Genomic DNA, 24,177 nt, shown 5'->3' on the forward strand with positions numbered 1-24,177 from the left:
TCGAGCACCCGGGCCGCCGGGCTCGCTGGCTCATTCAGTTCCGAACCGACAGAATCCGGACCCGTGAGCGAGCCTGACTACGACGCGTTCCTCTCGTGCGGCCGGGCTCTGGACGGCCCGCTCGCCGCGGTGCTCCGGCGCGGCGTGCAGCGGTTCGCCAAGCCCTGGTACCGGCTGCGCGCCGCACGGGTGTTCCTCGACGGCACCGGTGACTGGTCGTCGATCGAACCGGCCCTGAGCCGCTCGCGCCGGCTGGTCCTGCTGGCCTCGCCGGAAGCGGCGGCGTCGGAGCGGGTCGGGCGCGAGCTGGCGTGGTGGCTGGAACACCGGTCCGCGCGGCAGATCCTCGTCGTGCTGACGTCCGGCGAGTACGCGCGGTCGGTGCCGCCCGCGGTGCGCAGGGCGCTGGGCGAGGACCCGCGCTGGGTCGACCTCCGTGCGGCCGGGCCCGTCGACGACTCGAACCCGCGGCTGCGCCAGGCCGTGGCCTCCATCGCGAGTGCGGTGCGCGGGGTGCCCGAGGACGACCTCGTCGGCGAGCACGCCCGGCAGCACCGCCAGACCGTGCGGTTAGCTCGCGGAGCTTTGGTGCTGCTCACCGTCGCGTTGCTGGTCGCCGGGCTGGTGGTGGTGGGCCAGCGCGGTTCCGCAGAGGCGCAGGCTCGTGCGGCGACCGCGCGCGGCCTCGCGTCGGCCGCGATGGCGAACCTGCGGACCGATCTCGCGTTGAGCCAGGTGCTCGCGGCGCAGGCGTACCGGGTCGAGCCGAACGCGCAGACCCGTGCCGCGTTGTTCTCGTCGTTGACGGCCGGTCCGCAGCTCGACCGGTACGTGCCGGTCGGTGGTGAGGTGTCCGCGCTGGCGTCGTCCGCCGACGGCAAGGTCGCGGTCGCGGGCACCGAGGACGGCCGCGTGGTCCGGGTGGATCTCGCTTCGGGCAGGCGTGCCGAGCAACGGGTCGGCACGCGCCCGGTGACGGCGGTGGCGACGAGCGCGAACGGTGGCGTGGTCGCGGCCTTCGGCGCGGGCTCGGCGTTGCGCTGGGAGGTGAGTTCCGGTGCCACGCAACAGTTCGGCACGCCGGATCTCAAGGACGGCTTGGTCGCGGTGTCGCCGTCGGGCCGGTTCACCGTCGTGTACAGCACGGTCCGGGAGAACGCCGACGCCGACGGTCGCACCCGCGGCCACCGGATCGTCCACGATGGACAGACGGGTCGGCGGGCCGAGCGCGACGACACCGGCTACCCGGTGTACCTGCTGAGGTTGCCGAGCGAGGACGTGCTGCTGGAGGTGTCGTTCTTCGACTGGGTCCGCCGGGCGCCCTCGACACTGGACGTCACGGCGACCGCGGCGGGCAACGCGGTGCCGGCCGGTGGCTTCGCGGTCGGCCTCTCGGGCAACGGCGACTACTTCGGCTACTCGGCGAAGGGCACGAGCAGGGTCTGGCACACCACCCAGCCCGCGTACGGCTTCGACACCCAGGACTTCCTGCTGCCGGACGGCAGGGCCGACCCTGCCGCCGTGGCGATCGCCGGCGACGGTACGCGGATGGCCGTCGCGGACACCGGCTCGATCCACGTCTACGACACGACCGGCCCGGCCGCGGGCGAACGGCTGCAGCTGGAGGGCAACAGCGAGACGTCGTTCGTGGAGTTCCTGGGCGGCGACGACCGCCTGGTCTCGTCGACGCGCGACCGGCTGGTGCTGTGGGACCTGACCCGCAACACGCGCCTCGGCTCGGCGCTGCCCACGCGGGTTCCCTTGTCGTGCCGCGCCTGCCCGCCGCCTCTCATCTCGTCGTCGCACGGGAAGTTCGCGGTCGCAGCGGGTTCCGGGGTCGCGGTGGGGACGTCCGCGGAGTCCGTCAGCCCGCCCAGCGGGTTCGGCCCGGTGGTGTGGAACTCCGCCGGTGACAAGGTGTTCGTCGTGACCTCGCCGGAGGGCATCGGCGAGATCTGGGACGTGCGCGACGGCCTGCGGAAGTCCGTGCGGTGGCAGGGAGACGTGATCGGCGAACGCGTGTCGGCGATGGGCGTGGCACCGGACGAGCAGCGGCTGGTCACGGTGAACGAGCTCGGTGACGTGCAGGTGTTCGAGGGCACTTCACTGGCGTCGGCGCGCACTGTCCCGTTGGGGCGGCAGGGCTCGCTGTCCGCCGCGGTGAGCGCCGACGCGTCGAGAGCCGCCGTCGCCACCGAGGACTCGGTGGTGCTCGTCGACACCGTTGGGGGTACGCGGCGTGAGCTCCCCGGTGCGGCTTCTGCGGTGGCGTTCACGTCCGACAGCCTGGTGGTGCAACGGGCGAGGTCGGTCGAGGTGTGGGATGCGGCGGGTACCTCGTTGCGCCGCACGGTTCCGCGCGATCCCGCCTACCTGCCGGGGATCGCGGTGAACCCCGGCACGACGCTGGTCACGCAGCTGCGCCGCGACTACGTGCTGGTGGTGACGGACCTGGTGAGCGGCGAGCTGGTCGGCCAGGTGCCGGTGGTCGGCGAGCGCGACCGGTTCGGCCGGGCGGGCATGGCGTTCGCGGACGACCGGACCGTCGTCACCGCGGTGTCGGACCTGCCGCTGTTCCGGTGGGACCTGGCGGAGGACGACTGGGTGCGCACGGCCTGCGCGTCCGCCGGCCGTGCCCTGACTTCCGCGGAGTGGCGGCGGTTCGTCGGCACGGAGCCGCCCGCGGACCTCACCTGCGGGTGAGCACCCAGTGGAACGTGGCCGGGTCCGGCTCGTGCATGGTCACGAGGTCGTCGGTGACGATCTCCAGATGGCCGGCCAGCAGCTCGCGGTTCTTCTCGGGGGTGTGGCTGCCGAAGAACATCTCGACGCCGAGCCAGGTCTCGGTGACGTCCGGCGTCCCGGTGCCGAGCGAGGCCAGGAAGAACCCGCCGGGCTTGAGCCACCGCGCGATCTTCGCGATGAGGCCGGGTTGTTCGGCGCGGGGGACGTGCAGGATCGAGTAGAACGCGGCGATGCCGTCGAACGTGCCGTCCGGGAAGTCGAGCTGCGTCATGTCGGCCTTCTCGAACCGCGCGCCGGGCACGTTGGCCCTGGCGAGCTCGATCTGCTGCTGCGACAGGTCGATGCCGAGGACGTCGTGGCGTTCGGCGAGCTTCCTCGCGACCGGGATGCCCGCGCCGCAGCCGAGCTCGAGGACCTGGGCGTTGTCGCCGAGGCGGCCGTCGAAGTCTTCGAGGTAGCGCAGGCGCGGGTCGTCGGCGATCTGGGCGGACCAGGAGAGGTAGTGCTCGGCTATCGCGTCGTAGCCGGCCTCGACGATCTTCTTCACGATGCGTCAAGGTAGCGGGCCGGGACGTGGCCGGTCAGCCAGACACCGTTGGCGCTGAGCCGGAACTCGTGCCCGGCATCGCTCATCGCCTTGGCGTCCACCGTGAGGATCACTGGCCGCCCACGCCGCGCACCCACCCGGCGCGCCGTCTCCCGGTCGGGCGAGAGGTGCACGTCGTGGCGTGACATCGGGCGCAGGCCGTCGCGCATGATGTCGTCGAGGAACTGCGCGACCGTGCCGTGGAACAACGTGTCCGGCGGGATCGCGGCCGGCAGGCCGAGGTCCACCTCGACGCTGTGGCCCTGGTTGGCGCGGATGCGGTCGCCGTCGATCGTGAAGCGCTTCTTGTCGTTCCTGTCGACGACCTCGCGCAGCTCGGCCTCGGTGATGCCGAGGGCGGTCAGCAGGTCGGTCACCGGCACCCAGCCCGCGGGGTCGAGGGTGAGACCGACGCGCTCCGGCTTGTGCCGCAGCGCCTTGGACATCCGCTTCGAGAGGCGGATCATTCTGTCTTCTTCCATCGCTCACAGGAAACCACGGCGCGTCCACCGGTTTTGCGGTTCGATGGACCCCGTGTGGCGAGAGCGGCGGGTGCCGGGTGAGGCCGAGATCTTCGTGGCGTGGCAGGAGGGGAGCGACGAGCGGGCGTTGCTCGCGATCCACGGTGGGCCCGACTGGGACCACAGCTATCTGCGCGACCCGCTGGAACGGCTGGACCGCCGGCTGCTCCTGCCGGACCTGCGCGGGTGCGGCAGGTCGGAGCGGGTGCGGGAGTACCACCCGGACGACGTGGTGCGGGATCTGGTGCGGGTGCTGGACGCGTTCGGCGTCGAGCGCGCGGACGTGCTGGGGCACTCGTACGGCGGAACGGTGGCGCAGCGGCTCGCGATCAGTCATCCGGAACGGGTGCGCAGCCTGATCGTCTCGGGCAGCAGCGTGCTGCCGGTGCCGCCGGACGCCTTCGCCGGATGGGCCGAACGGGACGCGGTCCTGGCGCGTCAGGAAGATCCCTGGCAGCGGCAGGACCTGTCGCCGGAGGAGTGCGTGCGCGCGGAGGCGTTCGCGGCCGCGCCCGCCAACATCCGGCGTGCCGGGGCGATGCCCGGTTACCTGCGGCGGCTGGAGGAGGTCCGGTTCGGTGCCGAGTGGGTGCGGCCGTTCCTCGCCGGCACCCTCGCCCCGGTGCGGCTCCCCGACGCGGCGCAACGGATCGCGGAGCTGGGCATCCCGGTGCTCCTGTTGCACGGACGACAGGACATGACGTTCCCGGTCGGCCTGGTGGAGCCGACGCTGGCGCTGATCCCGCGGGCCCGAGCCGTCGTGCTGGAGGAGGCGGGACACATGCTGCACGTCGACGACCCCGACGGTTATCTCGCGGCCGTGCGGGGGTGGCTAACGGGTGCCGCCTTCGAGGACGGGCTTGAGGCGGGGCGCGCCGGGGCCGTGTGACGCCTGCTCGTCGTCGATGTTCTGCAGGGCGCAGCTGCGCAGCGACAGGCAGCCGCACCCGATGCAGCCGGTCAGCCGGTCGCGCAACCGGTACAGGGCGTCGATGCGGGCGTCGAGCTCGGTCTTCCAGGAACGGGAGAGGCGTTCCCAGTCGGACTTGGTCGGCGTGCGGTTGTCCGGCAGCTGGGCGAGCGCGTCGCGGACGTCCTCCAGGGTGAGGCCCACGCGTTGCGCGGTGCGGATGAAGGCGAGGCGGCGCAGCACCGAGCGCTGGTAGCGGCGCTGGTTGCCCGCGGTGCGGACGGACGCGATGAGGCCGCGGTCCTCGTAGAAGCGCAGCGCGGTGTGGGGGACGCCGCTGCGCTCGGCGACCTGGCCGATGGTCAGCATTTCCGGCAACTTGCTCACCGGATCATGGTAGCCGCTTGACCTCCAGCTTGGTCGAGGTTGAACAGTTGGTGGCATGCAACGGATACCGGAGCTCTTCGCCAGGATGACCGGGGACGAGAAGCACGAGTGGGCGGCGGCCTCCACGATCGACGTGCTCTGGGTCCTCTACGACCGCGTTCTCAACGTCACGCCCGCCACCGCCGACGACCCCGACCGCGACCGGTTCCTGCTCTCCAAGGGGCACGGGCCGATGGCGTACTACGCGGTCCTGGCGGAGAAGGGGTTCATCGACGAGTCCACTTTGGACGACTGGACGTCGTGGGACAGCCCGCTCGGCCAGCACCCCGACCGGGTGCTCGTCCCAGGCGTGGAGATCAGCAGCGGCTCACTCGGGCACGGGCTGCCGATCGCGGTGGGCACGGCGATCGGGCAGCGGATCCGCAAGAGCCCGGGGCGGACGTTCGTGCTGGTCGGCGACGGTGAGCTGGACGAGGGCAGCAACCACGAGGCGATCGCGGTGGCGGCTCGGCTGGGCGTCGCGAACCTCACCGCGATCGTCATCGACAACCAGTCCGCCATGCACGGGTGGCCCGGTGGCATCGCGCGGCGGTTCGCCGTCGAGGGCTGGCAGACCGCCGAGATCGACGGTCGTGACCACGAGGCCATCCACACCGCACTGACCGCGCCGCACGACCGCCCGCACGCGGTGGTCGCCAAGATCGAGAAGAGCCGCTGATGACGACGATGCGCCAGGCGTTCATCAAGACCGTCAACGAGGAGCTGGACAACGACCCGCGGGTCGCCGTGGTCACCGCGGTGATCTCCAGCAGCGAGTTCCCGCAGGACCGCGAACGCGTGGTGGACGTGGGGATCCGCGAACAGACCATGGTCGGTGTCGCGGGCGGTCTGGCGCTAACCGGGCTGCGGCCGGTGGTGCACAGCTACGCGCCGTTTCTCGTTGAACGGCCGTACGAGCAGATCAAGCTCGACATCGGCCATCAGGACGTCGGCGCGGTGTTCGTGAGCATCGGCGCGTCCTATGACGACCCGGTGTGGGGACGCACGCACCAGTCGCCGGGCGACGTGGCGTTGTTCGACACGCTGCCCGGCTGGACTGTGCACGTGCCCGGCCATCCGGACGAGGTCACGCCGTTGCTGCGGCAGGCGCTCAAGGACGACAACCGGGTCTACGTCAGGCTTTCGCTGCACGAGAACTCGCAGGCGTATCCGGTGGGTGAGGGATTCACCGCGCTGCGTCACGGAAAACGCGGTGTGGTGCTCGCCGTCGGACCGATGCTCGACCGGGTGCTGAAGGCGGTCGACTCGGAAAACGCCGACGTCACGGTGTTGTACGCGGCCACGGTCCGACCGTTCGACTCGGACGGACTGCTCGCGGCGGTGCAAGAGACCGACCACGCCGACGTCATGGTGGTCGAGCCGTACCTCGAGGGAACTTCAGCTCATCTGATTTCCGAAGCGTTGCAACTAATTCCGCACCGTGTGCGTTGTATAGGCGTCAAACGACACGCAGAGCTCCGCAACTACGGCACGGCCGAGGACCACGACGCCGCTCATGATCTCGACGTGGTCGGACTGGGGAGCGCTGTGCGGAGTTTCTTCAGGGGGTGAAGAAACATGTTCGCAGTCATGGGGGATGACTGGACCGGCGCGCCTTCTCGCGCCGTTTGAGGATGAAGTCGGCGCACGATCAGGCACGATGCCTGGTCGTGCGTCCTCTCTCGTGTGGACGCCAAGCGCGCGAGCGCGGTGTTCCTGGCATGTCGGCCTGGACCTGGCCGGCCGACAAGGAATGATGTCGCGCGTGAGAATGCTGATCTGGACCCCGTCGAACGCCGCCGAGCTGCAGAAGTCCATGCACGACGCCAGCATCGGTCCCGCGGCGCTCATCCCGGTGCAGTCCGGCACGGTGCTGCTGTTCTCCCCGCGGTCCAGGCAGCTCGACGCCCTGGGTGCGGTGGCGAGGGCGTGCCGGATCACGGGTACCCGTGCGGTGGCGGCGGTCTGGAACTCCGACTCGGCGATCGTCTACCCGGCGGTCGCGCGGGTCTCACTCGGGTGGTCCTGGGGTTCGGCGGCTCAGGTGCAGCACCTCAGCACCGAGGCGAACCGGCACGGTCCGGTCGGCCGGTGGTACCAGCGCGTGTTCGGCAAGTTCTCCGACTTCCGCGACCGCGACACGGCACAGGCCACCTACGTCGAACGGTTCGCCAAGGCCGCGCCGCAGGCCGACCTGAACGCGGTGGCGGACCTGCTGCGTGCCCACCACGACGGTGCCGCCGTGGTGCCGAAGCTGTTCACCGCGCTCGGGCTGCCGGACGTGGCCCAGGTCGCCGGGCTCGTGGAGCAGGGCAGGGCGGACCAGTGGCTGGAGACGCTCGCGCCACCGGGGCTGCCGTCGTGGTTCGGGCGCGCGCAGCTCCTGTTCTGCCTCGTGGCGGTGTTCCTCCTGTTCGCACTGCCCACGCCGGTGTGGGTGAAGTTCGTCGTGGTGGTGCTCATGCTGTCCTTCTTCGGCCTGGCCGGGGTCGTGCGCAAGGGCGCGGTCGCCCGCAAACCGATCAACACCGTGTTGCCGGTCATCCCGGTTACGCAGGGTGCCGCCCCCACCGACTAACCTGGTGGTCGTGGCACGTGTCGTCGTACTTGACTATGGCTCCGGCAACCTGCGCTCGGCCGAGCGCGCGCTTCAGCGGGTCGGCGCCCATGTCGAGGTGACGGCGGACCCGAAGGCGGCGCGCGAGGCCGACGGCCTGGTCGTCCCCGGTGTCGGCGCCTACGCCGCGTGCATGGAGGGCCTGAACTCGGTGCGCGGCGCCCGGATCATCGGCGAGCGCCTCGCCGGTGGCCGTCCCGTGCTCGGCATCTGCGTGGGCATGCAGATCCTGTTCGAGCGCGGCATCGAGCACGGCGTGCTGACCGAGGGCTGCGGCGAGTGGCCGGGCACGGTCGAGCGGCTCGAAGCGCCGATCGTGCCGCACATGGGCTGGAACACCGTCCGCACACCGGAGGGCTCGCAGCTCTTCGCGGGACTCGACGAGGACACCCGGTTCTACTTCGTGCACTCCTACGGCGTGCGCAAGTGGGAGCTGGAGCCGGCCGACCACATCAAGGCGCCGCTGGTCACGTGGGCCGACCACGCCGGTGACGAGTTCGTCGCGGCGGTCGAGAACGGCCCGCTGTCCGCGACCCAGTTCCACCCGGAGAAATCGGGTGACGCCGGAGCGCAGCTGCTGCGGAACTGGTTGACTACCTTGTCGTGATCATCCGACTGCTGGCGGTAGCCGCGCTGACGGCCGTGCCCGGTGTGGCAGACGCCGCGCCGGCACCGTTCCAGGACAACTTCGACGGTGCCGTCCACACGGAGCTGACGCACGGCCTGAACGACAACCTCAAGCAGCGCCAGGGCACCGGTGCCGTCACGTACAGCCTGGTCGCGGGCGAGTCCGTGCACGTCAACGACCCGAGGCAGCCCGGGGTGCTGTCGTTGCGCGGCACCCGGACAGCCGTGCGCCTCGACGCGCCCTCGACCGGTTCGACGCTCTCGGCGAAGCTCACCCCGGCCGCGGACGGGTGGTCGTCGATCGTGCTCGCCCGGTCGGCGAACAGCACCGGTGACCCGTCCAGTCAGGACATAGATCTTGGTTTCCGGTTGCGCCCCAACGGAAGCGTGGAGATCTCGCAGCCGGGCCGGCCGGTGGTCCGCTCGTCGGTCAGGCCACGCGCCACGTTCGGCGTCACGCTGCGGCTCGCCGGCACCGCGCTCGACCTCGCGGTCGACGGCGAGCAGCGGAAGATCACGCTCGGCACCGCGGTGCCGACCGGCAGGCTGTGGGTCTACCTCGGCGCCGGCAGCCCCGCGGCCGCGAGCCTCGTCGACGACCTGCGGATCGCGGCGCTCGACTCCGGCGACCTGCGCAAGCCGCCCGGTTCCGCACTGCGCTTCTACGGCTACCTCGGCGCCCGCGCCCAGGACGTGCGCGGGCACAGCAACCTCACCCTGGTCGAGCCGGGCGCGGAGCAGCGCGGAGCCGACGGGTTCGCGGTCTCCGACGCCGGCACCGCGCGCGAGATGAGGAAGCGGTTCCCCGGCAAGAAGATCCTGTTCGCCGCGCCTGGTTCCGCGATCGACGACACGTTCGCGGTGCCGTCCGAGGTCGACTGGGTCGGCTTGGACGACCACTGCGGTGGCTACGACGAGATCGAAGCCACGATGGTCAAGCTGGAGCAACGCGCACCGGGCAAGGAGCTCTTCCTGCTGCCGGAGGGGTCGCCGCAGGCACCGTGCGCGGACCGGACGGACGACGCTCTCGCGAGCAGGCAGTACCTGCATCTCGCGCTCGCGCGGCAGCACCCGAGGTTCGCCGGGTTCCTGGTCACGCCCGTCGCGCCCGGTTTCGCGCGCACCGCGGACGCCCAGGAGCGCGTGGCCGCGCTCGTGCTGGGGGACGCTAGGCTGGGTGGGTGACGTTCACACTCCTCCCCGCTGTTGACGTGGCTGATGGCAAGGCTGTCCGCCTCGTGCAGGGCGAAGCCGGTACCGAGACGAACTACGGCGAGCCGCTCGACGCGGCGCTGCAGTGGCAGCGCGACGGGGCTGAGTGGATTCATCTGGTCGACCTCGACGCGGCGTTCGGCCGCGGCTCGAACCGCGAGCTGATCGCCCGCGTCGTCGGCGAGCTGGACGTGCAGGTCGAGCTGTCCGGCGGCATCCGCGACGACGCGTCGCTGGAGGCCGCGCTGGCCACCGGATGTGCCCGCGTGAACCTGGGCACCGCCGCGCTGGAGAACCCGGAGTGGTGCGCGAAGGCGATCGCGGCGCACGGCGAGAAGATCGCCGTGGGCCTGGACGTCCGCATCACCGAGCAGGGCCACCGGGTGAAGGGCCGCGGCTGGACGTCGGACGGCGGTGACCTCTGGGAGGTCCTCGACCGGCTCGACCGCGACGGCTGCGCGCGTTACGTCGTGACGGACGTGTCGAAGGACGGCACGCTCACCGGCCCGAACCTGGAGCTGCTGAGCGAGGTCTGCGCCCGCACCGACGCCCCCGTCATCGCCTCCGGCGGTGTGTCCACTGTGGACGACCTGGTCGCGCTGGCGAAGCTGTCGCGCGACGGCGTGGAGGGCTCGATCATCGGCAAGGCCCTGTACGCCGGTGCTTTCACGCTCCCGGAAGCACTCGCTGCGGTCCGTTGACCACGTTCTCGACGTGAGCGGCCGCGGCCGCGTGCGTGACTCCGGTGGAGTGCAGCACGTCGGCCGCGGTCCCGTCCCGTTCGAGCAGCACGCCGAGCAGGATGTGCTCGGTGCCGATGAACATGTGGCCCATCCGCAACGCCTCGCGGACGGCCAGTTCGAGCGCCTTCTTGCAGTGCGTCGTGTACGGCTGCTTCTCGGGCCGCTGCTTGGCCTCGTTGTCGAGCCGGTGCAGGACCGCGATGCGGGTGCTGCCGTCGCCGGACTCCAGCTTCGCGATGGTCTTGGCGGCGAGCCCGCCGGACTCGTCCAGCAGGCCGAGCAGCAGGTGCTCGGTGCCGATGCGCTCGCTGAACCGCGCGTGGTGCCGTGCCAGGGCGATGACCCGGCGGGAGCGCTGGGTGTAGCGCTCCATCGACGGCTTGGTGAGCTCCGGCGACTCCTTGGGCACGAACCGCTTCTGCGCGGCCTGCTTCGAGACGCCCAGGCTCTCGCCGATCTCCGACCAGCTCGCGCCGCCGCGCCGTGCCTCGTCGACGAAGTGGCCGATGAGGTGGTCGCCGAGCTCGTTGAGCTGACCGCTCATCTCCACCGCCTTCGCCAGGCGCGGCAGTGCCTCGTCGGCCTCCCTCGCCACCGCGACGATGAGGTCGGTCAACTGGATCATGCGTCAACTTTAGGTTGACGATGAGGAGTGGGTCAACCTCGGGTTGACGGTCAACATTCAGTCAACATTGACGAGCCAGATCAACGTTGACGCGGGCACTCAAGGTGAGACGACAACGTTGTCAGCTGGGCGGAACTGAGTGAACACGCAGCCGAGTACACGTTGACCCGGTCTGCTCAACGTTGATCCGACGACGTCAACGTTAAGTCAATGTTGATCCGTCGAATCAACGTTGACGCCACGTTGACTGTTCAGCTCGCCGGAGTGATCTCGATGCCGATCGTGCCCGTGCGGCCGCGGCGCAGCTTGCTGCCCGTCATGGTCAACCAGCCCATGAAGCCGTACTTCTTCACGATGCGCGCACGGACGTCGTCGCTCGCGTTGTCGTCGAGCAGCCTCGCGCGTGCCCTGACCGACTCGCCCTTGGGGTTGCCGCGGAAGTCGCACGGCCCGACCTCCACGTCGCCGCTGCGCCGGATCCGCTTGACCTTGCCGGTCTCCTTGGCGCTCCAGGCGTAGATCACGTCGTCGGTGTCGCCGGGAGCGACCCAGACCGGAGTGGGCACCGGGGTGCCGTCCTTGCGGAACGTCGTCAGCAGCAGGTAGTCGCCGCGGCCCAGTTCGGTGATCATGGTGTCGCAGCGTAGTCCCGGAAGGGCGGCTTGTAGGCTTTCGCGCATGTCAGTGGCTGTTCGCGTCATCCCCTGTCTCGACGTCGACCGGGGCCGGGTGGTGAAGGGCGTCAACTTCACCAACCTCGTCGACGCGGGCGATCCCGTCGAGCTGGCCAGGGCCTACGACGCCGAGGGTGCCGACGAGCTGACGTTCCTCGACGTGACGGCGTCCAGCGGCGACCGCGAGACGACGTACGACGTCGTCCGGCGCACGGCCGAGCAGGTGTTCATCCCGCTCACGGTCGGTGGCGGCGTGCGCAGCCCCGAGGACGTGAACAAGCTGCTGCGCGCGGGCGCGGACAAGGTCAGCCTCAACACCGCCGCCATCGCCCGGCCCGAACTGCTGCGCGAGTGTTCGGAGCGGTACGGCGCGCAGTGCATCGTGCTGTCCGTCGACGCGCGGCGCGTGCCCGGCGGCACCGGGTTCGAGGTCACGACGCACGGCGGCCGCAACGGCACCGGCATCGACGCCGTGGAGTGGGCGGCGCGCGGTCAGGAGCTGGGCGTCGGCGAGATCCTGTTGAACTCGATGGACGCCGACGGCACCAAGGCCGGGTTCGACCTCGAACTGATCGAGCTGGTCCGCCGCGAGGTCGACGTGCCGCTGATCGCCAGCGGTGGCGCGGGCGCGGTCGACCACTTCCCGCCCGCCGTCGCCGCCGGTGCCGACGCCGTGCTCGCGGCCAGCGTGTTCCACTTCGGACAGCTGCGCATCGGTGAGGTCAAGGACGGCCTGCGCCAGGCGGGCGTCGTGGTGCGATGACACCGGTCGAGGTGCGGGTGGCCTCGGCGGTGGCGCTCGGTGGCGCAGCGGTGTTCTTCGCGGTCGGACTCGTGCTGTGGCGCGCGACCGGCGACGTCGCCGTGCTGAAGCTGCCGTCGTTCGTCGCCGTCGTCGAACTGCCGGTGGCGGCGGCGTTGTGGTTGCGGCTGCGGTTCATGCACTACCCGGCGATGGTCGTGTTCATCCTCGTCGCACTGCTGCACCTCGTGATCGTCCTGGCCGACGGCCCGTCGTGGGCGCGCGTCGCGTCCGGCGTGCTGTCCGCCGTGCACATCTACGGAGTGGTCCTGCTCAACACCGGACCCGCTCGCGAACACCTGGGAGGACCCCGTTGAGCAGCCCGCTCGATCCCGCCGTCTCCGCCCGGCTCAAGCGCACGGCGGACGGCCTGGTCTGCGCCGTCGCCCAGCAGCGTGGCACCGGCGAAGTGCTCATGGTGGCGTGGATGGACGACGAGGCGCTGCACCGCACGTTGACCACCCGCCGCGCCACCTACTACTCGCGCAGCCGGCAGCAGCTGTGGGTGAAGGGCGAGACGTCCGGGCACACGCAGTACGTGCACGAGGTGCGGCTCGACTGCGACGGCGACACGTTGCTGCTCACCGTCGACCAGGTGGGCGCGGCCTGCCACACGGGTGACCGCACGTGCTTCGACGCGACGGTGCTGCTCGCGCCCTAGCTCAGGTCGCCGGTCAGGTAGCGCTGCATGTTCGGCGCCACCGCCCTGACCACGGTGTCGAGGTCGGCCGACGCCAGCGGTTCGAAGTGGACCACGTAGCGGACGATCCCGAGCCCGACCATCTGGGTGGCGCACAGGGTCGCGCGCAGTTCGCGCTGCTCGGCGCCGATCTCGGCCAGCAGGTTCTTGAAGATCGCGTTGACGAAGAACGACTTCAGCGCGTTCGCGACCTCCTGGTGGCTCGTGACGCTGCGGATCAGCGCGGCGAACGTGCCGCCGCCGGTCGCGTCCCAGATGGTCACGAAGTTGCGGATGATGCGCTCGCCCGCCTCTTCCACCGGGCCGTCCAGCAGGCGTTTGAGGATCTCGGACGGGTCGAACGGGAGCTGCAGCACGGCTTGGGCGAACAGGCCCTCCTTGCCGCCGAACCAGTGGTTGACCATCGCGGCGTCCACGCCGGCCCTGGCGGCGATCGCGCGGACCGTCGCGCCGTCGTAGCCCTTCTCGACGAACGTCTCGCGTGCCGCGGCGATCAGCGCGGCTCTGGTGTCCTCGCCCGCGGCTCGGCGGCCACGACGTTTCTGGTTCACTTGCTCCACACGGGTCATAGTTCAACAGATGTTGAATTTATGCAACAATTGTCCTCATGGTGAGCGTCATCGGGGCTGTGGCCGCCGCTGGTCTGGGGGCCGTGAGCCCAACGCGCGAGGACTTCCGCGAGCTGGCCGTCAACCGCCGGGTGATTCCGGTGGTGCGCAGGTTGCTGGCGGACGCGGAGACGCCGGTCGGTCTCTACCGCAAGCTGGCGGCGGACCGGCCCGGCACGTTCCTGTTCGAGTCGGCGGAGAACGGGCGGTCGTGGTCGCGCTGGTCGTTCATCGGCGTGCGCTCCTCGGCGGCGCTGACGGCGACCGGCGGTGAGGCGTACTGGACGGGCACGCGGCCCGTCGGCCTGCCGGACGGCGGCGACCCGCTGCAGGCCCTGCGCGAGACCGTCGAGGTGCTGCGCACCGACCCGCTGCCCGGTCTGCCGCCGTTGACCGGTGGCATGGTCGGCTACATCGGCTACGACGCGGTGCGGCGGCTGGAGCGGCTGCCGGTCATCGCCGAGGACGACCTGAAGATCCCCGAGCTGGTCATGCTGCTCGCGACCGACCTGGCCGCGCTCGACCACCACGAGGGCACCGTCACGCTCATCGCCAACGCGATCAACTGGGACAACTCGCCGGAACGCGTCGACGCCGCGTACGACGACGCGGTGCGGCGCCTCGACGAGATGACGGTCGCGCTGCACACGCCCGCGCCGCCGACCGCCGCCGTGTTCAGCAGGCCGAAGCCCGAGTTCCGGCGCCGGCGTTCGCAGGCCGAGCACTTCGCGGCCGTCGAGAAGGCCAAGGAGGCCATCCGGGCGGGCGAGGCGTTCCAGGTCGTCGTGTCGCAGCGGTTCGAGATCGAGACGGACGCCGACGCGCTGGACATCTACCGGGTGCTGCGCGCGACGAACCCCAGCCCGTACATGTACCTGTTGCGCCTCGACGGCTTCGACATCGTGGGCTCCAGCCCCGAGTCGCTGGTCACGGTGCGCGACGGCAAGGCGACCACGCACCCGATCGCGGGCACCCGCTGGCGCAGCGAGGACCCGGAGGAGGACGCGCTGCTGGAGAAGGACCTCCTCGCCGACCACAAGGAGCGAGCCGAGCACCTGATGCTCGTCGACCTCGGCCGCAACGACCTGGGCCGCGTCTGCAAGCCGGGTTCGGTGCACGTCGTCGACTTCTTCAAGGTCGAGCGGTACAGCCACGTCATGCACATCGTGTCGACCGTGACCGGTGAGCTGGCCGAGGGCAAGACCGCCTACGACGCGGTCGCGGCCTGCTTCCCGGCCGGCACGCTGTCCGGTGCGCCGAAGCCGCGCGCGATGGAGCTCATCGAGGAGCTGGAACCCACCCGTCGCGGCCTCTACGGCGGCGTTGTGGGCTATTTCGACTTCGCCGGGGACGCGGACACCGCCATCGCCATCCGCACCGCTCTCGTGCGCGGTGGGGTGGCCTACGTGCAGGCCGGCGGCGGCATCGTGGCGGACTCGGACCCGCAGGCCGAGGACAACGAGTGCCTGAACAAGGCGGGCGCGGTGCTGGCCGCGATCGCCACGGCCCAGACGATGCGGCCCGCAGTTGAAAGCTAGTCCACTGTGGATCGCCGCACTCCTGCTCGTGGGTGCGGCGGGTGCCTTCTGGGGTGCGGGTTCCGTGCCGTTGGCGCTGCTGAGCCTGGCCTCCGTCGCGGCGGCGGTGGCGCTCAGCGGCGTGGCGCGCCGGATCCTCGGCGTGTTGCTGGTGGTCGTGGGCGTCGCGGCGGCGTTCACCGGCCACTGGCTCGCGATCGCGGGCGGTGTGCTCGTGGTGGCCTCCGGCGTGCTTCAGGTAGCGCTCGGGGGCCGGATGCCGAAGATCGGGGTGGGCGGGCAGAAGACCCGCGCGCACGACCCCGAGGCCGACCTGTGGCGCGCACTGGAGCGCGGAGATGATCCAACCGACGATAAGACCCCCGGCGGGCCTTCCTCGAACGAGTGAAGATCATCCATCTGCGTTCACGCATGTGGCACGTGCACAACCTCGGTTAGCTGCGTGGACACTGAACCCCCGGTGGCTGGGGCGTTACTCCGCCGGGGTTAGCATCCCCGTAGCGGGAAGGGGAGCAAGACTGTGACGGTTCTCGAGTCGATCCTCGAAGGTGTGCGTGAGGATCTCGCCGCTCGCGAGGCTCAGTTGTCCTTCGACGTCGTCAAGGAGCGCGCGGCCAAGGCAGCCCCGCCGCTCGACGTGATGTCAGTGCTGCGCGGTCCGAACGTGGGTGTCATCGCCGAGGTCAAGCGCCGCAGCCCCTCCAAGGGCGCGCTGGCGGAGATCCCCGAGCCGGCCGAGCTCGCGTCCGCCTACGAGGCGGGCGGCGCGTCGGTCGTGAGCGTGCTGACCGAGCAGCGGCGGTTCGGCGGGTCGCTCGCCGACCTCGACGCGGTGCGCCGGGCGGTGAAGATTCCCGTGCTGCGCAAGGACTTCATCGTGTCGCCGTACCAGGTGCACGAGGCGCGCATGCACGGTGCGGACCTGGTGCTGCTGATCGTGGCGGCGCTGGAGCAGAACGCGCTGGTGTCGCTGCTCGACCGGGTCGAGTCGCTCGGCATGACCGCGCTCGTCGAGGTGCACACGGCCGAGGAGGCCGACCGCGCTCTTGAGGCCGGCGCGTCGGTCATCGGCGTCAACGCCCGCAACCTCCACACGCTGGAGGTCGACAAAGACGTTTTCGGTCGGATCGCTCCCGGACTACCCTTCGAGACGGTCAAGATCGCCGAGTCGGGCGTGACCGGGCCCGGCGACCTGATGGCCTACGCCGGAGCGGGCGCCGACGCGGTGCTCGTCGGCGAAAGCCTGGTGACCAGCGGCGACCCCAAGGCCGCCGTGAACAAGCTCGTGACCGCCGGGTCGCATCCCGCGTGCCCGCGGCCCAGTCGATGAAGCATCATCGATAACTGCGTTAGAGGAGTTACCCGATGGGCCAGTTCACGCCCACGCCGCACGATCCCGACGAGCGTGGCCACTTCGGCCCGTGGGGTGGGCGGTTCGTCCCGGAGGCCCTGATCGCGGCGGTCGACGAGCTGGCCGCGGAGTACGACAAGGCGCGCCTCGACCCGGACTTCGTGAACGAGTTCCAGCGCCTGCTGAAGGACTTCGCCGGCCGTCCGTCGCTGCTGACCGAGGCGCCGAAGTTCGGTGAGCACGCCGGAACGCGGGTCTTCCTCAAGCGCGAGGACCTGAACCACACCGGTTCACACAAGATCAACAACGTGCTGGGTCAGGCGCTGCTGACCAAGCGCATGGGCAAGAAGCGCGTGATCGCGGAGACCGGTGCCGGCCAGCACGGCGTGGCGACCGCGACGGCCTGCGCGCTGCTCGGCCTCGACTGCGTCGTCTACATGGGCGAGGTCGACACCGAGCGGCAGGCGCTGAACGTCGCCCGCATGCGGCTGCTCGGCGCCGAGGTCATCCCGGTGAAGTCCGGCTCGCGCACGCTCAAGGACGCGATCAACGAGGCGTTGCGCGACTGGGTCACCAACGTCGACGAGACGCACTACCTGCTCGGCACGGCCGCGGGCCCGCACCCGTTCCCGCTGCTGGTCCGCGACTTCCACCGGATCATCGGCATCGAGGCGCGCGAGCAGATCCTGGAGAAGGCCGGCCGGCTGCCCGACGCCGTCGTCGCGTGCGTCGGTGGCGGGTCGAACGCCATCGGCATCTTCCACGGGTTCATCGACGACCCGGACGTGCGCCTGGTCGGTGTCGAGCCCGGTGGTGCCGGTGTGGAGACCGGCAGCCACGGCGCGACGCTGACCGCCGGCACGCCCGGCTCGTTGCACGGCGCGATGTCGTACGTCATGCAGGACGAGGACGGCCAGATCACCGAGGCGCACTCGATCTCCGCCGGTCTCGACTACCCCGGTGTCGGCCCTGAGCACTCGCACCTGAAGGACATCGGCCGGGCCGAGTACTTCCCGGTGACCGACGCCGAGGCCATGGAGGCGTTCGCGCTGCTGTCGCGGACCGAGGGCATCATCCCGGCGATCGAGTCGTCGCACGCCCTCGCGGGCGCGTTGAAGCTCGGGCCGTCGCTGGGCCCGGACGGTTTGCTCGTGGTGAACCTCTCCGGTCGTGGGGACAAGGACATGGACACGGCCGTGAAGTACTTCGGCCTCGCTGACGGGGGACAGGCCTGATGTCGCTGGTGTCTGACGTGTTTGCCGCGGCCAAGGCCGAGTCGCGGGCCGCGCTGGTCGGGTACCTGCCGGCGGGTTTCCCGACGGTTCAGGGCTCCAAGTCCTACCTCCGCTCGATGGTCGAGTCCGGCTGCGACCTGATCGAGGTCGGTCTGCCGTACTCCGACCCCGTGATGGACGGCCCGACGATCCAGGCCGCCGCCGAGCAGGCGCTGGCCGCCGGGTTCCGGGTGCGCGACGTGTTCGACGTGGTCTCCGCCGTGGCCGACGCCGGCGGCCGCGCGGTCGTGATGACCTACTGGAACCCCGTGCTGAAGTACGGCGTGGACGCGTTCGCCCGCGACCTCGCGGCCGCCGGTGGGCTGGGTCTCATCACGCCCGACCTGGTGCCGGACGAGGCCGCCGACTGGATGGCCGCCTCCGAGGCGCACGGACTGGACCGGGTCTTCCTGGTGGCGCCGTCGTCGACCGAGGACCGCATCGAGATGACCGCTCGCGCGTCGTCCGGCTTCCTGTACGCGACGGCCGTCATGGGTGTCACTGGTGCCCGTGACGTGGTGTCGTCCGCCGCGCCCGAGCTGGTCGCGCGGGTGCGTGCGCACTCGTCGATCCCGGTGGGTGTCGGTCTGGGCGTGAAGTCCGGTGCGCAGGCTGCGGAGATCGCCGGGTTCGCGGACGGTGTCATCGTCGGTTCCGCTTTCGTGTCGGCTGTGGTCGAGGGTGGTGACGCGGCGGTGCGCGCGCTGACCGCTGATCTGGCCAAGGGCGTGCGGTCGGCGGCCGCCACGGTCTGACGGGGTCTTCGGGAGCCGCTCGGCCTTCGGGCCGGGCGGCTTTTCGCTGTCTTGCAGCTCCTCCAAGAGGATGACACAGATTCGAACACCTGATCGAGTGAACTTGGGGCCGATAGGGGGCGAAACCTGGTTGGAGCGCCGGTCTGACCTGCGATCGTGGCGCTATGCACGAGCCAGCTGTCCGCCCGGCGTGCCACACTGGTACTCGCCGGGCGGTTTTCGGAGGTGATGTTCAGTGGCGGCTCCAGCAGCTGAAGCCAAGCCGGACTACCTGCTGCCCAACCACGAGGGACCCTGGACGCTCGAAGACGTCCTCGCGTTGCCGGAGGACAACAGTCAGCGCATCGAGCTCGTTGACGGGATGCTTTACGTGAGCCCGCTGGGGACCGCCGTGCACCAGCGTCTGGTGTTCGAGGCGTCGTACGCGTTGCGTGGAGCGTGTCCGAAGGAGTTCGAGACCACGATCGAGCTCAACGTCCAGTTCGACGGCGATCGGCTGTTCATCCCGGACTTCACCGTGCTGAAGCGCAGAGGGGCCAAGGGCCTGACCGTGCCGGCGGCGGACGTGCTCCTCATCGGCGAGGTGATCTCCCGGAGCACCAAGGTGAAGGACCTGGTGGTGAAGCGCCAGGTTTATGCCGAAGCCGGTGTGTCCTACTACCTGATGATCGATCCGGCCACGGACGTCCCCAAGGCGACGCTGCTCGAACTCGGGGAAGAGGGGAAGTACGTCGAGATCGCGCGCAGCGAGAACGGCGTGCTGACGTTCGGGCGGCCGTTCCCGGTCACGATCGAGCTGCCCTCCTAGCCGTACAGCCACTCCAGCCGTTCGTGCAGGTCGGTCGTGGTCCACGAGGCGAACATCGCGTCACGGGCCGCGGCGGCGTCACCGGCCGGGTGGTAGACCTCCCGCCCCATTGACCGTGAGGCGTGGTGGACGCGCGCGGTCCGCGCACAGCGCATAGCGACATAACGCGCAAAAGAGCCGACCACGTCACGCGGGTCGAACACCGACGAGAGGCACACGGCGTCCTCCAACGCCTGGCAGGCCCCCTGAGCGGCGTACTGCAGCACGGGATGGGCCGCGTCGCCGAGCAGCACGACCCGTGAGTCCTGCCAGTTCGTGATCGGCGCCCGGTCGCACAACACCCACGCCCGCCACTCGCCGGCCAGCTCCATGATCCGCGCGGCGTCGTCGCACAACGGCCGGAAGTGCCGCACGACGTCGGCGTGCTCGACGGGCTTGCCGGTCATGGGCTCGGCGGCCCCGTTGTCGGTCGTGGCCACGAGGTTCACGTACCGCCCACCGGCGATGACGTACCAGACCACGTGGTAGCGCGGCCCGGCCCACAGCGTGACGACGTTCTCCTTGAGGTCGCGCGGCACGTCCTTGGCGGGAATGACCGCGCGAAAGGTGGTGTGCCCGGACACCTGCGGATCCCCGTCGCCCACGAGCTGCCGCCGCACCGCCGACCGCAACCCGTCCGCGCCGACCATCGCCGACCCGCGCACGACCTCGCCCGACCGCAGCACCGCCGTGACGCCGTCAGCGTCCTGCGCGTAGCCCTCCACGCCGCTGTTCACCCGCAGATCGATGCGCTCGTCGTTCTGGCACGCGTCGAGCAACGGCGTGAGCACGTCGTTGCGGTGCACCACCGCGTACGTGCCGAACCGCTGCTGGAAACCGGCATCGATCGGCAGGTGGGCGATCAGCCGGCCGGAGACCCCGCACCGCAGCCGCAACTCGTCCACGTGCACGGCCCGTGACCGCACCACCGCCCCCACACCGAGGGAGTCGAGCATGCGGAACCCGTTGGGCCCGACCTGGATGCCGGCGCCGATCTCCTCGAACACCGCCGCGGCCTCGAGCACCGTCACGCGGTGCCCGGCCCGCGCGAGCCCGAGCGCCGCAGCCAGTCCACCGATACCGCCGCCGACCACCAGGATCGTCATGTCCGACCTTTCGCGCGTCCGCCACAGCCCGCGTCCGAGTATCTCGGCTCGGCGATCACGAACCCCCTAAGAAGGTCACCAACCCGCTCGGCCCGCATCACACGGCCACGGATGAGGGGTCGGTGGCGAGGGCGTGGCGAGCCGGCGGGACCGTGGCAACCGACCACCTGTGCAGACGCCGCCCGGACCTCATGCGAAGTTCACCAAGGTCGCGAACCCCTAACGAAGGAGCGTCCCGGCGAGACGTCACGGGGGGCACCGGTACGGTGGGCGCTGTGTTGAACGCCGTCCTGGCCACGATCCCGAGTCCCGACCAAGGTGTGTGGCACCTCGGTCCGCTCCCCATCAGGGCCTACGCGCTGTGCATCATCGCCGGCATCATCGTCGCCATCTGGTGGGGCGAACGCCGCTGGGTCGCCCGCGGGGGAATCAAGGGCGAGGTGACCGACATCGCCGTGTGGGCGGTGCCGTTCGGCCTCGTCGGTGGGCGGCTCTACCACGTCATCACCGACAACCAGAAGTACTTCGGGCCGGGGAAGAACCCCCTTGCGGCGCTCGAGATCTGGAACGGTGGCCTGGGCATCTGGGGTGCGATCGCCCTGGGCGCGGTGGGTGCGTGGATCGGGTGCCGGCGCAAGGGCATCCCGCTGCCGGCGCTGGCGGACGCGCTGGCTCCCGGCATCGTCACGGCGCAGGCCATCGGGCGGCTCGGCAACTACTTCAACCAGGAGCTCTACGGCGGCGACACGACGTTGCCGTGGGGCCTGGAGATCTACCGCCGCGTCACGCCGGACGGGCGCGAGGACGCGCTGGCCGGGGTGGCGATCGACCACACGCCGATCCAGGTCGTGCACCCGACGTTCCTCTACGAGCTGCTGTGGAACCTCGGCGTCGCGCTGCTGGTGGTGTGGGCGGACCGCAAGTTCCGGCTGGGTCACGGGCGGGCGTTCGCGCTGTACGTGGCCGGGTACACGGCCGGGCGGTTCTGGATCGAGCTGATGCGCTCGGACGAGGCGACGCTGATCTTCGGCACGCGGGTCAACGTGTTCGTGTCGGCGCTGGTCTTCCTCGGTGCGGTCGCATACTTCGTCGTGGCGCGGTCGCGGGGTGAGCGTGAGGACGTCGCGGCGCTGCGGGCCGGCGTCGCACCCGGCGACGACGAGCTCGTCACCGCGGCGGACGACGACGTGAAGGAAGAGAAGAGCTCCGCGGAGTCCGTCAACTCCCCGGAGTCCGTCAAACCGGAGTGATCTGTGCGCGTGCTCGTCGTCGAAGATGACGACCGGGTGGCCAGAGGCCTGCTGACCGCGCTGCGGCACGCCGGCTACGAGGTGCATCGGGTGGCCACGGCCGCCGACGCCCTCAAAGCCGCTCCGGCGGACGTGGTGCTGCTCGACCTCGGCCTGCCCGACGGCGACGGCCTGGACGTGTTGCGCGAGCTGCGGCACCGTCCGGGCACGGCCGTGATCACGGTGACCGCGCGTGGTGAGGAACGGGAGCGCGTGCTCGGGTTGCGGGCGGGCGCGGACGACTACGTGGTGAAACCGTTCGGCACGTCCGAGCTCCTCGCGCGCATCGAGGCCGTGCTGCGCAGGACCCGCACGCACCGCGCCGGGCCGGACAGCGAGGGGCCGATCCAGGTCGGCGCGCTGCGGATCTCCGCGTCGACCCGTGCCGTGACGCTGGCGGGCTCGCCGTTGTCGTTGACGCGCAAGGAGTTCGACCTCCTCGCGCTGCTCGCGGCCAGGGCGGGCGAGGTGGTGAGCCGCGACTTCATCGTCGACCAGGTGTGGCAGGCGCACTGGGAGGCGCCGTCACGGACGCTGGACACGCACATCGCGGCGTTGCGCGGCAAGCTCGGCGGGCACGTCAAGATCGAGACGGTCAGGGGTGTCGGCTACCGCCTCGCCGGGTGATGAAGCTCCGGAAGACATCCACCGGCGGGTGCGGAACAATCGCGGCTGATGCTCCGCCGACTGCTCGTCATCACCGTTCCGCTGCTCGTCGCCCTGGTCGCGGCGCTCGGCATCCCGCTGGCGTCCGCGGTGGTGCAGCGCGAAACCCAGACCACGTACCTCGACCGGCTCGGTGACGCGCGACGGTTCGCCTCGCTGGCCGAGAGCGCGCTGCAGTCGGACCGGCTCCTCCCGCTCGACTTCGAGATCCAGCGCTACGACCAGCTCTACGACATCCCGGTCGCCCTGGTCAGCGCCGACAAACGGGTGCTGCTCACGTCACGCCGCGGCTTCAACCCCACCGGCGACCCCGCGGTCGTCGCGGTCCTGAACGAGGCGCTCAACGGCATCCAGCCCGACACCGACTACTCGGGCTGGCCGTGGCGCACGGGGCCGATGGTCGTCGTGGAGCCGGTCGGCCGGGACAGCGAGGCGGTCGCCGCGGTCGTCACCATCTCGCCGACGGGTGCGCTGCGCGGCGAGATCCTGCGCCAGTGGGGCCTCATGGCGCTGGCCGGGCTGGCCCCGATGCTGGCCGTGGTCGCCGCCGCCTGGCCCATGTCGCGGTGGGTGCTGCGGCCGGTCCGCCGGCTCGACGAGGCCACGGCGGCGGTCGCGGCGGGCAACCTCGACGTGCGGGCGGACGAGGTCGGCGGGCCACCTGAGCTGCGCCGGCTCGCCAGAAGCTTCAACACCATGGTCGACGTCGTCGGCAAGGCGCTGAACCGGCAGAAGGCGTTCGTGGCCGACGCGTCGCACCAGCTGCGCAACCCGCTCGCCAGCCTGCGGCTCGCCGTCGACAACCTCTCGCCGCACGTGGACGGCGAGCACGGCCGGGAGGCGCACCAGATCGCCGTCGAGGAGGCCGAGGAGATGGGCCGCGTGCTCGACACGCTGCTCGCCGCGACCCGCCTGGACAGCGCGCGCAGCACCGAACCGGTCGAGATCGACCAGCTGCTGGTGACCCACAAACCGGCCTGGCAGGCGCTCGCGGCCAAGTCGGGCGTCGACCTGGAGATCGACGTGCCACCGGGCCTCACCATGCAGGAGCCGCCCGGCGGGCTCGGCAGCGTGCTGGACGAGCTGGTCAGCAACGCCATCAGGCTCGCCAACGCCACGAAGGTCCGGATCACCGGCAAGCCCGGCGAGCTGCACGTCGTCGACGACGGCGACGGCCTGACCGCGGAGGAACGCGAGCAGGCGCTGCAGCGGTTCTGGCGGGCCACCAAGCACCAGAACATCGCGGGCACCGGGATGGGGCTCGCCATCTGCGCCGAGCTGATCGAGTCGGCGGGCGGCACGCTCACGCTGCACGACGCCGGTCCGGGCCTGGACGTGAAGGTCGCGCTCAGCGCCTGACCAGGGCCCCGGCAAAGTCGGTCGTCTGTGGCAACCGGCGATTTGATCACGGGTTGGTGGTGAGCCTTCTCCATCTTGTTGTGGCTGGTAGGAGCGTTTACGTCGTGGGGGGTTGGGGGCGGGTGATGGGGGATGTGGGGTTTGTGGGGCGGGGACGACCGCGAGGGGGTGGGGTAGGGGGGGGGGGGCCGACCGC

At 70.6% G+C, this 24,177-nt stretch carries 27 protein-coding genes; 20 read left to right on the plus strand and 7 right to left on the minus strand.

Annotated elements, in window-relative coordinates; translation table 11 throughout:
* Positions 1-63: 63 nt before the first annotated feature.
* Positions 64-2,703: a hypothetical protein gene (locus tag ABZV40_RS04410; RefSeq protein WP_355435588.1), complete on the plus strand. Its 2,640-nt coding sequence runs from the start codon at positions 64-66 to the stop codon at positions 2,701-2,703.
* Here ABZV40_RS04410 and ABZV40_RS04415 read toward each other — a convergent pair.
* Positions 2,690-3,292: a class I SAM-dependent methyltransferase gene (locus ABZV40_RS04415; protein WP_355435590.1), complete on the minus strand. Its 603-nt coding sequence runs from the start codon at positions 3,290-3,292 to the stop codon at positions 2,690-2,692. The two genes, ABZV40_RS04410 and ABZV40_RS04415, sit on opposite strands and share 14 nt — an antisense overlap.
* On the minus strand, positions 3,289-3,813 hold the full coding sequence (locus ABZV40_RS04420) for an RNA 2'-phosphotransferase (RefSeq protein WP_355435593.1): 525 nt from the start codon (positions 3,811-3,813) through the stop codon (positions 3,289-3,291). The genes ABZV40_RS04415 and ABZV40_RS04420 overlap by 4 nt, the downstream gene beginning before the upstream one ends.
* 52 nt (positions 3,814-3,865) lie before the next feature.
* Here ABZV40_RS04420 and ABZV40_RS04425 point away from each other — a divergent pair, with 52 nt between their 5' ends.
* Positions 3,866-4,741 (plus strand): alpha/beta hydrolase, encoded by an 876-nt coding sequence (locus ABZV40_RS04425; protein ID WP_355435596.1) that lies wholly within the window; start codon positions 3,866-3,868, stop codon positions 4,739-4,741.
* On the opposite strand, the gene soxR is transcribed toward ABZV40_RS04425, so the two are convergent.
* Entirely contained in the window at positions 4,685-5,149 is a 465-nt protein-coding gene (gene soxR, locus ABZV40_RS04430; RefSeq protein ID WP_355435599.1) for a redox-sensitive transcriptional activator SoxR, read from the minus strand. The genes ABZV40_RS04425 and soxR overlap by 57 nt on opposite strands.
* A gap of 55 nt (positions 5,150-5,204) precedes the next feature.
* Here soxR and ABZV40_RS04435 point away from each other — a divergent pair, with 55 nt between their 5' ends.
* From ABZV40_RS04435 to priA, 6 genes are all read left to right on the plus strand, one after another.
* A complete protein-coding gene (locus ABZV40_RS04435; protein ID WP_355435601.1) occupies positions 5,205-5,867 on the plus strand; it encodes a thiamine pyrophosphate-dependent enzyme in 663 nt (220 codons plus the stop codon).
* Entirely contained in the window at positions 5,867-6,760 is an 894-nt protein-coding gene (locus ABZV40_RS04440; protein WP_355435604.1) for a transketolase C-terminal domain-containing protein, read from the plus strand. The genes ABZV40_RS04435 and ABZV40_RS04440 overlap by 1 nt, the downstream gene beginning before the upstream one ends.
* A 193-nt stretch (positions 6,761-6,953) precedes the next feature.
* Entirely contained in the window at positions 6,954-7,766 is an 813-nt protein-coding gene (locus ABZV40_RS04445; RefSeq protein ID WP_355435607.1) for a hypothetical protein, read from the plus strand.
* Positions 7,767-7,776: 10 nt separating this feature from the next.
* Positions 7,777-8,412 (plus strand): imidazole glycerol phosphate synthase subunit HisH, encoded by a 636-nt coding sequence (hisH, locus tag ABZV40_RS04450; RefSeq protein ID WP_355435610.1) that lies wholly within the window; start codon positions 7,777-7,779, stop codon positions 8,410-8,412.
* Entirely contained in the window at positions 8,409-9,617 is a 1,209-nt protein-coding gene (locus ABZV40_RS04455; protein ID WP_355435613.1) for a hypothetical protein, read from the plus strand. The genes hisH and ABZV40_RS04455 overlap by 4 nt, the downstream gene beginning before the upstream one ends.
* Positions 9,614-10,345: a bifunctional 1-(5-phosphoribosyl)-5-((5-phosphoribosylamino)methylideneamino)imidazole-4-carboxamide isomerase/phosphoribosylanthranilate isomerase PriA gene (gene priA / locus ABZV40_RS04460; protein ID WP_112273060.1), complete on the plus strand. Its 732-nt coding sequence runs from the start codon at positions 9,614-9,616 to the stop codon at positions 10,343-10,345. Before ABZV40_RS04455 ends, priA begins: the two co-directional genes overlap by 4 nt.
* Here the strand turns inward: priA and ABZV40_RS04465 are convergent.
* Together ABZV40_RS04465 and ABZV40_RS04470 are read right to left on the minus strand one after the other, a co-directional pair.
* Positions 10,311-11,012, minus strand: coding sequence for a Clp protease N-terminal domain-containing protein (locus tag ABZV40_RS04465; RefSeq protein ID WP_355435617.1), 702 nt, complete (start codon positions 11,010-11,012; stop codon positions 10,311-10,313). The two genes, priA and ABZV40_RS04465, sit on opposite strands and share 35 nt — an antisense overlap.
* Before the next feature lie 251 nt (positions 11,013-11,263).
* Complete coding sequence (locus ABZV40_RS04470; protein ID WP_355435619.1) at positions 11,264-11,644, minus strand: PPOX class F420-dependent oxidoreductase; 381 nt, start codon at positions 11,642-11,644, stop codon at positions 11,264-11,266.
* Positions 11,645-11,690: 46 nt separating this feature from the next.
* Between ABZV40_RS04470 and hisF the strand changes: the two genes are divergently transcribed.
* The 3 genes from hisF to hisI are packed head-to-tail and all read left to right on the plus strand — an operon-like array spanning position 11,691 to position 13,149.
* The gene (gene hisF / locus ABZV40_RS04475) at positions 11,691-12,449 is read left to right on the plus strand and encodes an imidazole glycerol phosphate synthase subunit HisF (protein WP_355435622.1); all 759 of its coding nucleotides are present in this window, start codon (positions 11,691-11,693) and stop codon (positions 12,447-12,449) included.
* The gene (locus ABZV40_RS04480) at positions 12,446-12,805 is read left to right on the plus strand and encodes a hypothetical protein (protein WP_355435625.1); all 360 of its coding nucleotides are present in this window, start codon (positions 12,446-12,448) and stop codon (positions 12,803-12,805) included. The genes hisF and ABZV40_RS04480 overlap by 4 nt, the downstream gene beginning before the upstream one ends.
* Positions 12,802-13,149, plus strand: a complete 348-nt coding sequence (gene hisI / locus ABZV40_RS04485) for a phosphoribosyl-AMP cyclohydrolase (protein WP_355435628.1) — start codon at positions 12,802-12,804, stop codon at positions 13,147-13,149. The genes ABZV40_RS04480 and hisI overlap by 4 nt, the downstream gene beginning before the upstream one ends.
* Here the strand turns inward: hisI and ABZV40_RS04490 are convergent.
* Positions 13,146-13,757: a TetR family transcriptional regulator gene (locus ABZV40_RS04490; protein ID WP_355435631.1), complete on the minus strand. Its 612-nt coding sequence runs from the start codon at positions 13,755-13,757 to the stop codon at positions 13,146-13,148. The genes hisI and ABZV40_RS04490 overlap by 4 nt on opposite strands.
* 38 nt (positions 13,758-13,795) lie before the next feature.
* On the opposite strand from ABZV40_RS04490, the gene ABZV40_RS04495 reads away from it, so the two are divergent.
* The 6 genes from ABZV40_RS04495 (at position 13,796) to ABZV40_RS04520 (ending at position 19,522) form a co-directional block, all read left to right on the plus strand.
* Positions 13,796-15,334: an anthranilate synthase component I gene (locus tag ABZV40_RS04495; RefSeq protein ID WP_355435633.1), complete on the plus strand. Its 1,539-nt coding sequence runs from the start codon at positions 13,796-13,798 to the stop codon at positions 15,332-15,334.
* Positions 15,324-15,722, plus strand: coding sequence for a Trp biosynthesis-associated membrane protein (locus ABZV40_RS04500; RefSeq protein WP_355435636.1), 399 nt, complete (start codon positions 15,324-15,326; stop codon positions 15,720-15,722). The genes ABZV40_RS04495 and ABZV40_RS04500 overlap by 11 nt, the downstream gene beginning before the upstream one ends.
* Before the next feature lie 132 nt (positions 15,723-15,854).
* Positions 15,855-16,664 carry an indole-3-glycerol phosphate synthase TrpC gene (gene trpC / locus ABZV40_RS04505; protein WP_355435639.1) on the plus strand — a complete coding sequence of 270 codons (810 nt, stop codon included), beginning with the start codon at positions 15,855-15,857 and terminating at the stop codon, positions 16,662-16,664.
* Between the two features lie 35 nt (positions 16,665-16,699).
* Positions 16,700-17,920: a tryptophan synthase subunit beta gene (gene trpB / locus ABZV40_RS04510; RefSeq protein ID WP_355435642.1), complete on the plus strand. Its 1,221-nt coding sequence runs from the start codon at positions 16,700-16,702 to the stop codon at positions 17,918-17,920.
* Positions 17,920-18,714: a tryptophan synthase subunit alpha gene (trpA, locus tag ABZV40_RS04515; RefSeq protein WP_355435645.1), complete on the plus strand. Its 795-nt coding sequence runs from the start codon at positions 17,920-17,922 to the stop codon at positions 18,712-18,714. The genes trpB and trpA overlap by 1 nt, the downstream gene beginning before the upstream one ends.
* Positions 18,715-18,949: 235 nt before the next feature.
* Positions 18,950-19,522, plus strand: a complete 573-nt coding sequence (locus ABZV40_RS04520) for a Uma2 family endonuclease (protein WP_355435648.1) — start codon at positions 18,950-18,952, stop codon at positions 19,520-19,522.
* Here the strand turns inward: ABZV40_RS04520 and ABZV40_RS04525 are convergent.
* Entirely contained in the window at positions 19,519-20,667 is a 1,149-nt protein-coding gene (locus ABZV40_RS04525) for an FAD-dependent monooxygenase (RefSeq protein WP_355435651.1), read from the minus strand. The genes ABZV40_RS04520 and ABZV40_RS04525 overlap by 4 nt on opposite strands.
* A gap of 278 nt (positions 20,668-20,945) precedes the next feature.
* Between ABZV40_RS04525 and lgt the strand changes: the two genes are divergently transcribed.
* From lgt to ABZV40_RS04540, 3 genes are read left to right on the plus strand one after another with little or no spacing between them, the layout of a single operon-like run.
* Entirely contained in the window at positions 20,946-21,917 is a 972-nt protein-coding gene (lgt, locus tag ABZV40_RS04530) for a prolipoprotein diacylglyceryl transferase (protein ID WP_355435808.1), read from the plus strand.
* Positions 21,918-21,920: 3 nt separating this feature from the next.
* Positions 21,921-22,583, plus strand: coding sequence for a response regulator transcription factor (locus tag ABZV40_RS04535; RefSeq protein ID WP_355435654.1), 663 nt, complete (start codon positions 21,921-21,923; stop codon positions 22,581-22,583).
* 48 nt (positions 22,584-22,631) lie between these two features.
* Positions 22,632-23,981 (plus strand): HAMP domain-containing sensor histidine kinase, encoded by a 1,350-nt coding sequence (locus tag ABZV40_RS04540; protein WP_355435657.1) that lies wholly within the window; start codon positions 22,632-22,634, stop codon positions 23,979-23,981.
* Positions 23,982-24,177: the final 196 nt, after the last annotated feature.

Source organism: Lentzea sp. NPDC004782 (genome assembly GCF_040609115.1).
Classification (GTDB): Bacteria; Actinomycetota; Actinomycetes; order Mycobacteriales; family Pseudonocardiaceae; genus Lentzea.

Excerpts from the sequence above, each read along its gene's own strand:
- ABZV40_RS04420 (WP_355435593.1), bottom strand. The coding sequence starts at position 3,813 with ATGGAAGAAGACAGAATGATCCGCCTCTCGAAGCGGATGTCCAAGGCG.
- ABZV40_RS04435 (WP_355435601.1), top strand. The coding sequence starts at position 5,205 with ATGCAACGGATACCGGAGCTCTTCGCCAGGATGACCGGGGACGAGAAG.
- ABZV40_RS04440 (WP_355435604.1), top strand. The coding sequence starts at position 5,867 with ATGACGACGATGCGCCAGGCGTTCATCAAGACCGTCAACGAGGAGCTG.
- ABZV40_RS04465 (WP_355435617.1), bottom strand. The coding sequence starts at position 11,012 with ATGATCCAGTTGACCGACCTCATCGTCGCGGTGGCGAGGGAGGCCGAC.
- ABZV40_RS04470 (WP_355435619.1), bottom strand. The coding sequence starts at position 11,644 with ATGATCACCGAACTGGGCCGCGGCGACTACCTGCTGCTGACGACGTTC.
- hisF (WP_355435622.1), top strand. The coding sequence starts at position 11,691 with ATGTCAGTGGCTGTTCGCGTCATCCCCTGTCTCGACGTCGACCGGGGC.
- ABZV40_RS04480 (WP_355435625.1), top strand. The coding sequence starts at position 12,446 with ATGACACCGGTCGAGGTGCGGGTGGCCTCGGCGGTGGCGCTCGGTGGC.
- ABZV40_RS04490 (WP_355435631.1), bottom strand. The coding sequence starts at position 13,757 with ATGACCCGTGTGGAGCAAGTGAACCAGAAACGTCGTGGCCGCCGAGCC.
- ABZV40_RS04495 (WP_355435633.1), top strand. The coding sequence starts at position 13,796 with ATGGTGAGCGTCATCGGGGCTGTGGCCGCCGCTGGTCTGGGGGCCGTG.
- trpB (WP_355435642.1), top strand. The coding sequence starts at position 16,700 with ATGGGCCAGTTCACGCCCACGCCGCACGATCCCGACGAGCGTGGCCAC.
- trpA (WP_355435645.1), top strand. The coding sequence starts at position 17,920 with ATGTCGCTGGTGTCTGACGTGTTTGCCGCGGCCAAGGCCGAGTCGCGG.
- ABZV40_RS04525 (WP_355435651.1), bottom strand. The coding sequence starts at position 20,667 with ATGACGATCCTGGTGGTCGGCGGCGGTATCGGTGGACTGGCTGCGGCG.
- ABZV40_RS04540 (WP_355435657.1), top strand. The coding sequence starts at position 22,632 with ATGCTCCGCCGACTGCTCGTCATCACCGTTCCGCTGCTCGTCGCCCTG.